Genomic DNA, 12,573 nt, shown 5'->3' with positions numbered 1-12,573 from the left:
GCTATTTGTTAAACGTTAAATTGATGTTATATTTAAGAAAATTATATATACTATGAATTTTTCAAAATCCTTTCTCTGCCTCATCGCAGCGGCGTTCGCGATGACAGCCTGCTCCCGCCGCAAGCCGATGAACGCCGCTACAATCGATTCATTACCCGCGGATACTATGGTACTGGAAGAATTCTTCGTGCCTGACCCTCCGCTCCGCGACAATTCGTCGTACCATTTGAGACAAATGCAGGCCAATGCCACCGAACCGAAAACGAGTGCCGCCGCTTCGGGAAGCGATTGTTCGAAGGTCAGCTTTTCGTTTTTGACCCAGGCATAATACCAGTAAATGAACGGGTAATGCGTCCCAGGTGGCGCAGCCTTGCAGGTAGAAGATCAGCGCGCCGATTACCCCGCCCATCACTACCATTGGGTGTAAACGAATGATCCGCCGCTTGAAAAATTCTTTCGCCGTCATCCTTTCCCACCGGTCGTCGTACGCGTAGCCGATCACGAAACCGGAAAGCAGGAAAAAGGAATCGACAGCCAGGTATCCATGGTTGATCCGCTGATCTAAATGACTGCTAGCGAAGGCTTCGAACACGTGAAAACACACGACCGTCAAGGCTGCCACGCCGCGCAGGCCGTCGAGTATCTGGTAATGCGGCTTGGTGCCGGTTAGTGCGTTCGCTGAGGTTGTCGGGTCTGGGATAAGCAGATAGGCATAAACAAAAAGGCCGAAATTAGCCTTTAATGCTTGTTTATCCTAGTTTCCCAATATCTCCGCGAGTCTTTCATTGAGCATTTCTCCGCGAAGGTCCTTGGCGACTATCCGCCCGTCGGGATCAATCAGGAAGTTTTTCGGTACGGCTTCGACGCCGTACATTTTGCCTACCTGGTTGTCCCAACCTTTCAGGTCGGACAGCTGCGTCCAGGGAAGGCCGTCCTTCCTGATCGCATTCAGCCACGCCGTCCGTGCCGCTTGCCGGTCGAGGGAAATGCCGAGAACGGTAAAATTCTTGCCTTTGTAGCGCTCATAGGCTTTGATCAGGTTCGGGTTTTCAGCCCGGCAGGGCCCGCACCAGCTTGCCCAAAAATCGACCAGCACGTATTTTCCCCGAAAATCTTTCAAGGAAACGTTGCGGCCCGCCGTGTCGGCCTGGGTAAATTCGGGTGCCAGCGCACCGACGTTCAACCCTTCCAGTTTAGCGATTTTTGCCCCGTATGTTTTACCCAGCGGACTGTTCCGTACCGTTTCGCTCAGTCCCATAAAAAGCGGCTTCACAACGGCCAGGTCGGTCTGCTGGCTCACATTCGCGATCGCGTATACGGCTGCGATGTTGTCGGGATGGCTTTGCGCGAAGTCGAGGTTGGCTTTGGCAAGCTGCCCGGTTACGGACTCCCTTTTTTCATTCCATTTCTTTTGAAACTCCGCATCCTTCGCTTTCTCCGGCGAAGCGGCGACCGCAGCCTGCATTGCCTTGTTATATTGGCGCATATCGGCGTCGATCACATCCGTAATGGCCTTCAATGCAACATAATCGGCGTTCAGCTTGCCCGCATGCACGACGGCCGCGTGGAGGGAATCCTTACTTTCCACGCTCATTTTGCCCGGTTCCACGAAAAAGTCCAGCCGGTTGTTGTCCGGAAATGAAAAGAGGATCGCTTTCAATGGCGTTGGCGCATGGCCTTTGAATGTAAAAATCCCGTCACGCACCACCGTGGAATCGACCCGCATGGTGTTCGTAATTACATCCGCAATGTACAGGTGAATCTTATCGGCTCTCGTATAAAGCAACTTCCCGTTGATCACAAATGCATCATTCTGCGCATTGGCGACGTGTGACAATAGCATTATCGTCAGCAGGCATGTGTATCTCATGGCATGAACAGTTGAAGGTTTTTAATTGTTTGCGCTACAAATCCCCGCCAATCGCAAACATATTCAGCCAGCCGGCGTCGGTTTTGGAAACGCCGCCGAATGTAAGCGTGCCGCGGTAATTGCCCGTCACGAAAAGTTTCCCTTTCTGGTTGACGGCGATGCCGGTGGCTGATAATACGTCGGTACTGCGGGGTATCTGCACTTGTTGCAGCACGCCGTTGGCGTCGTATTTCGAAATCGCGGCGCCGGACGTTACTACGTAGGCATTACCCAGCCGGTCGGCTGCCACACCCATGCCGTCGCCGCCAAATCGGAGCATTTGCTCCCATTTGGAAGCGCCGTTCGCATCATACTTGATCAAATACCCCACCGTCGAATTCCTTTTCAGGAAATAAACATCCCCCAAGCCATCCACGGCCGCATCGAAGCCTCCGCCAGCAGAACCATTTCCAGCCTGCCGCAGCCATTGGAAAGCGCCTTGCGGGCTATATTTGGCCATAAATACGTCCCCTTGCCCCGGCCCGCTGGCCGCGGCGGTCACATTGGCGCTGCCAAAGGAAGCATTGCCCGTGAAGTAGCCCGTCACGTACACGTCACCCGTGCGCACGTCGGCGGCGAGCCCGTAACCCGTATCGCGTCCCGCACCTCCGCCTGAGCGTGCCCATTGGAAGTCGCCAAGGGTGTTATACTTTACAAGAAAGGCGTCGAATTCCCCGGCCGATTGCAGCGGGTTGCCTTCGAAGAAACCCGTTCCCTGAAACTCTCCCGTCGCATATACATTACCTTCACCATCCACTGCCACGGCATGCCCGCGCTCTCCGCCATCGCTACCGTAGCTGCGCAGCCATTGCAAGCCGCCCTGACGATCAAACTTAGCAACGAAGGCATCTTCACTACCGCGCGAGGTTGCCGAATGCCCGTCCAGGGAAATCGTCTGGGCAAAATCACCCGTCACATAAATATTGCCTTCTTTGTCCAGATCGATCCCGCGGCCTTCATCGTAACCAGGCCCTCCGAGCGTACGCGACCACACCAGCTCACCGCTGGGTTTGTATTTGGCAAGAAATATATCTTCATTCCCCGCAGCTGTGCCAAACGGGCTGGTTGCATAAAAAGTCCCCGTTACATAAACGTAATTGGAATCATCCACAGCCACGTCACCTCCCAGCGCATTGAATGCAGAAATCAACGTCGTCTCTGCCTTAAACCCCGTTTTACTGCCCGTATCAGGCGAGTCGGGCGCGGGTTGTAAATCGGTCCGGCCCTCTTTACATTGGCACATTAACAAACACAAAACGGCGGCATACAGGTATTTCATGGGGAAAGCGGCTTTGAAGTTTCACTCCGCCCGTCAAACGGACTGCCCGTTTCACTGCGGCGGAGATGTAACTGCTCAGACATTATGCCTACCCTAAAGAGTTGCATGGGTAGCCGCTAAAACTTTAATTCAGTAGTAAGGCAAAGAAAAAGCAGGTTCTTTCCGGGCCCGGCGCGGCGCAGGAAATCACCGGCAGCGAAATAGGTCAGTTCGCAGCCGAAATGGACGAACGGGTTGCTCACGTATTCGGCCGCCATCGCGTACTGGCTGCCGATGAATTTGTCGGAAATACCCGAGCTGCCGTAAATCAGGGCCGCATTCGGGCCGTACACGCCATCCTGGCTGCTGTACCGCCAGAACACGTCGTAATCGAAATCCACGGATAATTTTTCCGTAAAATTCAACATCACCGACGGGTGCACGTCGATCAGGTTCGCCGGGCCGATCAATGCCGCCAATCCGAAATAGCCGCCTCGCGGGAACAGCGGATTGAACGTATTCATCCTGTTGTCGCCCAGTCGCTTGTCCCCGCTGATCAGTTCGGTTTTCAATCCCAGCTCGGGCTCGAACCGCAAATCGCCAAGCATATAATCCACGTGTGCCGAGGCCGTCCAGGCGCGGATGGTTTTGCTGGCGAAATCGCCCGTCTGGTATACCGCTTCGACGTCGTAACGCCACGCCCGGCTTTTGCCCCACATCCGCGTTCCCGCAGAATGCCTCAGCTCTTTGCCCCGGCCGTCGTCGTAGCTGTTGGCTTTTTTATCAAAACCAAAATAATACAGATCGACATTCCGCAGCAGCGGCACGTCGTTCAGCACCGCATAAGCGCCCCATAGCTTGATATTCTTGTTGTACCCGTCATCGAAAACGCCTTTTTTTGAAGCCACATAATGTGAATAGAGCAGGTCCGTGCGAAAGTTTTGACCTGAAAACATCACTTTGGCACCATCGAACGCGTGCCGGTTATTCGGTCCCTCCCGCACCGAAATCAGCCGCTGTGACCCATAGGAAAGCTCCTGACGCCCCACCCGGAAAACCAGGTTGGTCTTTTTTTCGGGAAACCAGTTCACATCGAAGAATGCCTGGTGCAGATCGAGCGGGTTTTCGTCGGCCGGACTCGTGCTGGCTTTGGCATTGGCCATGCCGCTTTGCAATTCCGTAAAAAACCGGAAATGCCGGCCCGCGTGAAAATCGGCGTGGCCCAGGTAACGGGAGAAAACGTAGCCGTAATTGCCGTCGGGCTGCTCGCCCCATTCCTCGTTGATCACGTGGTAGTACTGAAACCTGACGTCGCCGCCGAAGCTAAGGTAGGTTTCCCCGTTTTTGGTCAGCGGCAGGAATTTCATCCGCCGGTAGAAGTTCCTGCTCGTGTCCGTTTTCAGAAAAGCATAATCCTCATCGTAGCGGAGCATTTTGAAGGGCGCATATTGCCCCATGCATTGCACTGCCGCGAGCAGGAAACAGGCTGTCAGCATCGATCTCATGGCTGATTTTTTTGGATAGCTTTCATAGTACAGTGCATTTTCACTTACCGAGGAAGAAATCGAGTAGGGCTTTCTGCACCTGTTCCGTCTGTTCCTGCACGACCCAATGCCCCGATCCCATGATCTTCGCTTCGGACACGTTGGTGGCCACCAGCCTGGAATGGTCTTTGAGGAATGCCGCTCCGAAATACTCACCGCCCATAGCCAGCAGCGGCATGGTCAGCTTCGTTTTGGCAAATTCCTTGTTGTCCCTCGCATCCTGCGGGAAGTTGCCGAACCAGTGAAATGCACCCGTCGTACCGCCCTGCACGGCATAGGCGCGGATAAACTCTTCCGTTTCCTCCGGCGTGAAGGGCTTTTCGACATGCCCTACCACCGGCCAGAAATTCGTCAGGAACTCCCTTTCCCGGCCCGCCACAATGCTGCCCGACGCCGGCCAGCCGAAAAAGCCGAACCACCACGCGCCTGCCGAAACCTGGCTCCATACCGGTTCGATACCCGGCAGCAGGGCGTCCATTAATGCGAGTTTTTTCACGTCCGCAGGAAATTGCGCAGCGTAGGCGTAGGCCACCATCAGCCCGATGTCGTGGCCGGCGAGGTTAATGTGGTTAAATCCGAGCTTTTTCATCAGCTCGTGCAGGTCGGTAGCCATCGTTTTCTTGTCGTAACCGCCCTCCGGCTTGTCCGACTCCCCTACCCCGCGCAAATCCGGCGCGATCACCGTGAAATGTTTGGAAAGCTCCGGGAGCAGCCGGTTCCACATGTACCAGTTTTGCCCGAAACCATGCACGAGCAGCAGCGGCTCGCCCGTTCCGCCGACGACGTAATGGATATTGACGCCGTTCACATTCGCCGTCTCGTGGCGGAAGTTCGAAGGCGGATCGGCAGGTTTCGCGGCGGGGGCAGTTGAAGCAGTATCCGCAGCAGCGGCCTCCTGCGCTTCCTGTTTGGGGGTATTACATGCCAACACCGTCGCCAGCAGGGTGATGAATGTCAGAATTTTGATCCATCTCCTGTTGTGCAGGAAGTCGTTTTTCGGGTAGAATGGGGTGTTCATCTGTGCATGATTTAAAGGTGGAACATTGAGATTGGTTATTTGGCAAAGGGCATTAATCCAGTGTTTGCAGCCATTCGAGGCAATACTCCGCCACCTCTTCCCAGCCGGGCTGGCCGAGTACGAAATGCGTGCGGCCGTCGAACTTTTTAAAATCGGTAATGGAGCCGTCAGACTTGTACTTGCGGTAGTTGTCGTAATTGAGCGAATCGGGAATGGTATGGTCGGCCGTGCCGGCGACGAGCAGCAGCGGCGCGTGTGGTTTTTGAAAATCGACGCGTGCGGCGCTCGTAATCGTGTCGCGCACAATACGTTTGGACTCGGGAATGGCCAGCTGGTAGTAACCTTCCTTCTGCACTTCCATGGGCAGGCCGTTCGTGAAGGCGTATTGCCATTGCCGGAACGACATCATAAACGGCTCGTTCACCGGCGTGAAAAACCCCAGCGGCCCCCAGCCGGCGATCAGGAACGACAGCCGGAACGTCATAATCCCCTGCGGCGGCACCGAATGGATGGCGATACCCGCCTCGCCGAGCTGCCTTTGCAGCAGCAGCTGCGTCACAAGCCCGCCGATGGAATGGCCGACCAGAATCGGCTTTTCGGGCAGGTCAGCCGCAATGTTTGCATAGTGTTCGACCACGTCGGCCAGCCGGTTCGAGGCGATTACCGGGTCGGGGTGGCGGCTGCGCAGCTCCTCTGCGGAAGCCTGCTTATGCGGCCAGGGCGGAGCCAATGTGTGGTAGCCCCTGCTTTCGAAATACCGCCGCCACTCGTCCCAGCAGGCATTGCTCACAAATGCACCGGTAATGAACAAAATTGTTTTCGCGTGATCGCCCATCTTTTATCCTTTTAGTCCGGCTATGCAGGCTTAAAAGGATACCAGTCGATACAGCACTGTTAATCAGCTAATTACGAAACTAATACTATTATTGCCAACGGAATATCGTTGTCGTACCGCTTAGTCCGACGATATATCGTCGGCAAAAAAGCCTTTTAGTTTCCGGTTGGATTTCGCTTTTTTGCGGCGATCTCATTTACCATCGTATTTCAGGCGAATTCCGCATTTACAGCCCCAGGTATCGTGTAAACCGAAACGGGGATCGTTTGTGGTACGCTTTATGATAAAGCCATGACAACCGTGGCGCAAGCCCGATTCACCCATAGAACCGCCCTGCCGGAATGAACCAGCATATACTCATCGTCGAAGACCAGTTTGTAGAAGCCAACCACCTGCGGATCATGCTCCAGCGCGCCGGGTACACGGTGTGCGGCGTCGCGCGGTCGGTGGAGCAGGCGGAAGAATTGCTGGAAAAGGAAAAGCCGTATCTCGTGCTGCTGGATATATTTCTGGCCGGGAACAAGACGGGGATCGACTTCGCCGTGCAGCTGCGTGAGCAGAATGTCCCTTTCATTTACCTATCGGCCAATTCCAACGAGGAAGTGCTGAATGCCGCCAAAGCGACGCACCCGAACGGGTTCCTCGTGAAGCCATTCCGCGAGAACGACTTGCTGGTAGCGCTTCAGATCGCCCAGTATCACCACGAAAACGGGCTGGAATCGCAGCTCCGCAAGGAAACCCAGCTGCAAACGCAACTCGCCAACATTACGACCGAGCCAGCCGGCCGCGAGCAAAAGCTGCTGATGATCGCGCAGGTGCTGCAACCATTCATCCCCTTCGATTTCGTGACTGCCGCCGTGACCTGCGCGGGTGCAGAAGGGAAAACCGACCTGCTCCATTTGCGGAGAGTTGGATTCAATGAATACCAGACCATTACGCCAGAGGGGTTCGCCATCATTGCCAACCTCAAACCCCACGAGCTGACGGCGCTGCAAGCCAGGCATACCGCCCCAGCCGATGTGGCGTTCAGGAACGACCTTTATCCCAGGCCTATGCCGGGCGGCCCTACCCTGCGGGGCTTGATCGCCGATGTATTCAGCATGAAATCCGTACTGGACCTCCCGCTTCCCGCCGTTTCGAAGGGCGGTCCGGTGCTTTACTTTTCATTTTACAGTCGTCGCCCGGATGCATTCGCGGCGCAGCATGCGGCATTGGGCAGGCGCGTGCGGCCTTTCCTGCTGCTCGCGACCCAAAGCCTGCACTGGCCGGTGGTAAATGTGCCGACGGAGAAGCCTGCTTATGCGCCTCCGAGCACTTCCCAAAATGCTGTTTTTGAAGGAATTATTGGCAATAGCCCGCAACTGACGGAGGTTTTCGACCTCGTGAGCCAGGTGGCGCCGGCGGATACCTCCGTGCTCATCACCGGCGAAAGCGGTACCGGCAAGGAGCGTGTCGCCGAAAGTATTCATGCGCTTTCCGCGAGAAGCGGCAAGCCGTTGGTGAAGGTCAATTGTGCCGCGTTACCGACGAACCTGATCGAATCCGAGCTTTTCGGACATGAAAGAGGCGCATTTACCGGTGCATTCGAGCGGCGGACAGGGCGGTTCGAGCAAGCCAGCAACGGTACTATTTTCCTCGACGAAATCGGTGATATGCCCCTGGAAACACAGGTAAAACTGCTTCGCGTGTTGCAGCAAAAGGAAATCGAACGCATCGGCGGCAAGGCGCCGGTGAAGGTGAATATCCGTATTATCGCCGCCACGAACCGGAACCTGGAAAAAGAGGTGGCGGAGGGCCGTTTCCGGCTGGATCTGTACTACCGGTTGAACGTCTTCCCGATCCACCTGCCATCTCTCGCCGAGCGCCGCGAGGATATCCCGTTCCTCGTCGACCATTTCGTGCGGGTTTATGCCGGGAAAATAGGCCGGAAAATCTCCGGCGTTTCGGACAAAACCCTCAAAAGCCTCATGGCCTATGACTGGCCGGGCAATATCCGCGAGCTGGAAAACCTGATCGAACGCAGCGTGCTCCTCGCAAAGGGCCATGTGATCGAACAGATCCCGCTGCCGGTGAATAAACCCAAAGAGCTTCCGGAAAAGACCGAAGAGGTGCGCCTGAAAACGATATTCGAAAACGAGCGGGATTACATTATCCAGGTGCTACAAAAATGCAATGGCCGTATCCGCGGCGAAGACGGCGCCGCCGCCATCCTCAACATTCCCCCTACCACCCTCGGCTCCAAAATGAAAAAGCTCGGTATCAAGCGGAATTACACCTTTTAGCATCAAATCCACGTACAGTCAGGCATTTTCCAACGTTTTACGGGAAACAAAAAGCGACTACCTTTGTTATTGTAACGAACGATACAAAATAATCATGGCCAGGCCCAAGAAATACGATGAAACCGCCGTACTGTAAAAGGCGCAACGGTGGTATTCACCGGTCGGAATGCGAAAGCCAATGAGGAAGCGGAGCAATCGCTTGGCAATCAGGCACACGGCATTGTATCGGATGCAGCAAAACTGGAAGACATCCAGCGATTGAAAGCACAGGTGAAAGCGGTGGCGCCGAAGGTCGATATTCTCTTCCTCAATGCCGGTATCGCCCGGTTTTCACCGCTCGACCAGGTAACGGCAGGATTTTACGACCAGATTTTCGACGTCAATTTCAAAGGGGCCTATCTCACGATCCAGGCGCTGCTGCTCCTCGTGAACGACGGCGGTTCCATTATCCTCAACACGTCTAGCAACGCGCATTTCGGAAGAGGAATTCAAGCAGGTAGGTGAAGGCATTGCCGCACAGATCCCCGCAGGCCGCTTCGGCGCACCGGAAGAAATTGCCAACGCGGCCGTCTACTTCGCGTCGGACGAGTCGCGGTTCCTGCTCGGCACCGAGCTGATGATCGATGGCGGAATGGCTACGTTGTAGCAGCACATTCGCCCAAATCGGCAATAAACTGCTCGACGATGGCATCGGTAATGGCCCAGTTAGTTACCAAACGAACCACCGCCTTGCCGTCGTCGCGCTTTTCCCATACGTAGAAATCATATTTGCGCTCCAATTCACGGATCACGGCAAAAGGCAGGATGGGGAAAATCTGGTTCGTTTTTGAATCGGTCGAGAAGCCGAAGCCGAGCGCCCTGATCCCTTCCGTAAGCCGGGCGGCCGTGCGGTTCAGGTGCGCGCCGATTTTGAAATACAAATCATCCCTAAACAGCTCCGCGAACTGAATGCCCAGTATGCGGCCTTTCGCCAGGAGTGCGCCCCGCATTTTCAGGTTATATGCAAAATCCTCATCGAGCGAAGGGTTATTGATCACAATCGCCTCACCGAGCAAAGCACCGTTTTTCGTGCCGCCGATGTAAAACACGTCGGTATACCGGGCCAGGTCGGGAAATCCGATATCGCCCGCATCCAACCCCGACGCCAGCCTTGCACCATCCATGAACAGGTAGAGCTTTTTCTCCCGGCAAAATTCCCAAAGCGCAGCCAGTTCGGCCTTCGTATAATGCGTACCGACCTCCGTGGAATTGGATATGTAAACGAGCTTGGGCATGCGCATATGCACTTCCATCGCCGTGCCGAGATAATCCCCGATCAATGCGGGCGTCAGTTTGCCGTCCGCCGCCGGCAATGCCTCGATCCGGTGTCCCGTAGCCTCGATCGCCCCCGTTTCATGGTGGTTGATATGCCCGCTAGCCGCCGAGATCACGGATTGATAGGGTTTCAGCACGGACGAAATCACCGTCAGGTTCGCCTGCGTCCCGCCTGAAACGAAGTACACGCCTGCCGCCGGGCTTTGCAGCTTTTCCCGGATCAGGTCCGCCGCCTGCCGCGAATAAGCATCCTCGCCATACCCCGGCTGCACGGTATCGTTGGTTTCGGATAATGCCTTTAAAATGTGGGGATGCGCCCCTACGCTGTAATCGTTTTTGAAACTGTACATGCCCTGGTGATTCTTACTGCAGACAAAACTAGCTGTTTCAGCCATATGTGCGTAGTGAGGGACCTTAATTGCGCGGGGGAAATATTTTGCAACTGATCGGGTAACCGGCATTTACATCATGTAAAACCTGCGTATATTTTCCCTCCCCAAAATCGCCCGTTCCATGAAGTTATGTACCTGCATTTCGGTTGTCCACGTGCTAATTATGCGCTTACTATGCGGAAGTGTGTATGCCCAAAGCCCGGAAGCTAAGATCGACAGCCTTTTCCTTTTCTACTCCGCTGAGAAGCCCGGCGGCCAGCTGGCGGTGAGCCGGCATGGGAAAGTGATTTATTCCAAAGCATGGGGCATGGCAGACCTCCCACGAAATGTGCGGCTCACAGAGGAAAGTCTGATCGAAGCAGGGTCAGTATCCAAACAATTCACCGCGGCCGAAGACCTGCTGAAATGGAACGACTTTTACCTTTCCGAAAAAATGGGCGGGCAAACCGTGTATCGAAAACAAATCGCATTGGACACGCTCGGCGACGGCACCGTAAGCAGCTACGCAGCCGGACTGTTTATCGACAACCGCGCCGCCCGAAAGCCGGTATTTTTCCACGGCGGCGCTACCAATGCCTACCGTGCCAAACTGATTGCTTCCCCTGCCGAGGGCCTTTCCATTGCGTGGCTCAGCAATACTTCCATGCTCGATAGCACCGGCATCGACCCTGCCGCTGCGGTATTCGACTTGCTTACGCTTCCCGATGAGGCGGCCGACGACAAGGCCAGGCCGGCAAATACCGTCAAAATCGATCCGGCGACGCTGAAATCGTATGCCGGTTTTTACAAAAGCGCACAGTCCGCCCGCGACGTGGAAATCACACTGGGGCCGCAAGGGTTAATGCTGTCGGAAACGCCGTTGGAGCCGGTCAATGCGCGCCAATTCCGGTTTTACGGGATTAAATTAGCATTCGACCGGGCCGGTGAACTGACCATCACCCCGCCGGCCGGCGAACCGATGCAATACTATCAAGTCGATCCGACGGCTGACAATGCACCGCTCGACCATTATACCGGTGCATATTTTTCGGAAGAAGTGGGAGGTATCGTCGAAATTCAGAAGCATGACCAGGCGTTGAAGATCAAACTCGCCTCAGGCGCTATTCATCCACTTGAAAGCTATGCCCGGGATCGCTTTCTGATACCGGAAATCAAGGCAGGCGTTGTTTTCAAGAGAACCCGAAACGGTGCCGTCGATGCATTAGAACTCAGCACGCCGCGCAGCTTGCGGATTTTATTTCAAAAACAGGCGCCGCCCTCGCACTAGCTCGGGCCGTCAACATTTCGGCATTCAGTTCGCGAGCAATGCGTTTTGACATATTTGTGCCGGGCCTTTCACATTATTTTTCCCGATTTTCACTTAGGTGAAAAAATCCCGCGGCGCGACCGCACAATTTTGGAGCGACAAAACCAACTAAAACTTCAAATCATGTCAGCTCCATCCTTTTCCCGAACGGCTATCGACGCCCCGGCTGTCAGTACCGCCCGTTCGTTACGCAGCCTCTATTTGATCCGCGCAGCATTTTCAATATGCTGGGTAATCCTGATCACGTTGTTTGCCCGGCAGTTGGTGGGCATAGCTACGATTTTGCTCGTCATCTATCCCGCCTGGGATGTGGTAGGTACTATTCTCGATATCCGTGCCCACCGCCACGCTGCATCGAAAATACCGCAGTATGTGAATGCGGTGATCAGCGTGATCACGACCATCGCCGTGGGCATTGCATTGCAGAAAGGGATTCCCGAAACGCTGATCGTTTTCGGCATCTGGGCCATTCTCACTGGCCTGATCCAGCTCGTTCTGGGTGTGCGCCGTCGCAGGTTGCTCGGCGGTCAGTGGCCGATGATCATCAGCGGTGGCCAGTCGGTTATCGGCGGGAGTTCATTCATCCTGCTCGCACATGACCCGACGATGGGGATCAGCAGCCTGGCGGGTTACGCGGCTTTCGGGGCGTTTTATTACCTGCTTTCCGCCTTCCGCTTGTCGAAAACGGCCAATCAAGGCACATTGGAGTAAATTC

Annotated in this window: 11 protein-coding genes and 1 pseudogene; 5 read left to right on the top strand and 7 right to left on the bottom strand. The window is 55.0% G+C overall.

Annotated elements, in window-relative coordinates:
• Positions 1 to 52 precede the first annotated feature (52 nt).
• Entirely contained in the window at positions 53 to 328 is a 276-nt protein-coding gene (locus tag H144_RS34855; RefSeq protein ID WP_019942724.1) for a hypothetical protein, read from the top strand.
• Between the two features lie 102 nt (positions 329 to 430).
• Here H144_RS34855 and H144_RS34850 read toward each other — a convergent pair.
• The 6 genes and pseudogenes from H144_RS34850 to H144_RS0114095 form a co-directional block, all read right to left on the bottom strand.
• A pseudogene (locus H144_RS34850) lies at positions 431 to 592 on the bottom strand (acyltransferase family protein); the annotation flags it as partial.
• Positions 593 to 754: 162 nt separating this feature from the next.
• A complete protein-coding gene (locus H144_RS0114115; RefSeq protein ID WP_019942723.1) occupies positions 755 to 1,870 on the bottom strand; it encodes a TlpA disulfide reductase family protein in 1,116 nt (371 codons plus the stop codon).
• Between the two features lie 34 nt (positions 1,871 to 1,904).
• A complete protein-coding gene (locus tag H144_RS0114110; protein ID WP_019942722.1) occupies positions 1,905 to 3,188 on the bottom strand; it encodes an SBBP repeat-containing protein in 1,284 nt (427 codons plus the stop codon).
• Between the two features lie 116 nt (positions 3,189 to 3,304).
• Positions 3,305 to 4,672: an alginate export family protein gene (locus H144_RS0114105; RefSeq protein WP_026350688.1), complete on the bottom strand. Its 1,368-nt coding sequence runs from the start codon at positions 4,670 to 4,672 to the stop codon at positions 3,305 to 3,307.
• 40 nt (positions 4,673 to 4,712) lie between these two features.
• Positions 4,713 to 5,729: an alpha/beta fold hydrolase gene (locus tag H144_RS0114100; protein ID WP_019942720.1), complete on the bottom strand. Its 1,017-nt coding sequence runs from the start codon at positions 5,727 to 5,729 to the stop codon at positions 4,713 to 4,715.
• A gap of 52 nt (positions 5,730 to 5,781) precedes the next feature.
• Positions 5,782 to 6,564, bottom strand: coding sequence for an alpha/beta hydrolase (locus tag H144_RS0114095; protein ID WP_019942719.1), 783 nt, complete (start codon positions 6,562 to 6,564; stop codon positions 5,782 to 5,784).
• A 341-nt stretch (positions 6,565 to 6,905) separates the two neighbouring features.
• Between H144_RS0114095 and H144_RS0114090 the strand changes: the two genes are divergently transcribed.
• On the top strand, positions 6,906 to 8,846 hold the full coding sequence (locus H144_RS0114090; RefSeq protein ID WP_019942718.1) for a sigma 54-interacting response regulator: 1,941 nt from the start codon (positions 6,906 to 6,908) through the stop codon (positions 8,844 to 8,846).
• Positions 8,847 to 8,993: 147 nt separating this feature from the next.
• Positions 8,994 to 9,350: an SDR family NAD(P)-dependent oxidoreductase gene (locus tag H144_RS0114085; RefSeq protein WP_019942717.1), complete on the top strand. Its 357-nt coding sequence runs from the start codon at positions 8,994 to 8,996 to the stop codon at positions 9,348 to 9,350.
• Between the two features lie 131 nt (positions 9,351 to 9,481).
• Here H144_RS0114085 and H144_RS0114080 read toward each other — a convergent pair whose 3' ends face one another.
• Positions 9,482 to 10,510 (bottom strand): threonine aldolase family protein, encoded by a 1,029-nt coding sequence (locus H144_RS0114080; RefSeq protein WP_019942716.1) that lies wholly within the window; start codon positions 10,508 to 10,510, stop codon positions 9,482 to 9,484.
• 205 nt (positions 10,511 to 10,715) lie between these two features.
• Between H144_RS0114080 and H144_RS0114075 the strand changes: the two genes are divergently transcribed.
• Positions 10,716 to 11,819 (top strand): serine hydrolase, encoded by a 1,104-nt coding sequence (locus tag H144_RS0114075; protein ID WP_033402679.1) that lies wholly within the window; start codon positions 10,716 to 10,718, stop codon positions 11,817 to 11,819.
• 162 nt (positions 11,820 to 11,981) lie between these two features.
• A complete protein-coding gene (locus H144_RS31825) occupies positions 11,982 to 12,569 on the top strand; it encodes a hypothetical protein (RefSeq protein WP_033402677.1) in 588 nt (195 codons plus the stop codon).
• Positions 12,570 to 12,573: the final 4 nt, after the last annotated feature.

The organism is Dyadobacter beijingensis DSM 21582 (genome assembly GCF_000382205.1).
Lineage (GTDB): Bacteria > Bacteroidota > Bacteroidia > Cytophagales > Spirosomataceae > Dyadobacter > Dyadobacter beijingensis.
This window is presented reverse-complemented; position numbering and strand designations above follow the sequence as displayed.

Coding starts and splice junctions, on each gene's coding strand:
- H144_RS34855 (WP_019942724.1), top strand. CDS start 53: ATGAATTTTTCAAAATCCTTTCTCTGCCTCATCGCAGCGGCGTTCGCG.
- H144_RS0114115 (WP_019942723.1), bottom strand. CDS start 1,870: ATGAGATACACATGCCTGCTGACGATAATGCTATTGTCACACGTCGCC.
- H144_RS0114110 (WP_019942722.1), bottom strand. CDS start 3,188: ATGAAATACCTGTATGCCGCCGTTTTGTGTTTGTTAATGTGCCAATGT.
- H144_RS0114105 (WP_026350688.1), bottom strand. CDS start 4,672: ATGAGATCGATGCTGACAGCCTGTTTCCTGCTCGCGGCAGTGCAATGC.
- H144_RS0114100 (WP_019942720.1), bottom strand. CDS start 5,729: ATGAACACCCCATTCTACCCGAAAAACGACTTCCTGCACAACAGGAGA.
- H144_RS0114095 (WP_019942719.1), bottom strand. CDS start 6,564: ATGGGCGATCACGCGAAAACAATTTTGTTCATTACCGGTGCATTTGTG.
- H144_RS0114090 (WP_019942718.1), top strand. CDS start 6,906: ATGAACCAGCATATACTCATCGTCGAAGACCAGTTTGTAGAAGCCAAC.
- H144_RS0114080 (WP_019942716.1), bottom strand. CDS start 10,510: ATGTACAGTTTCAAAAACGATTACAGCGTAGGGGCGCATCCCCACATT.
- H144_RS0114075 (WP_033402679.1), top strand. CDS start 10,716: ATGCGCTTACTATGCGGAAGTGTGTATGCCCAAAGCCCGGAAGCTAAG.
- H144_RS31825 (WP_033402677.1), top strand. CDS start 11,982: ATGTCAGCTCCATCCTTTTCCCGAACGGCTATCGACGCCCCGGCTGTC.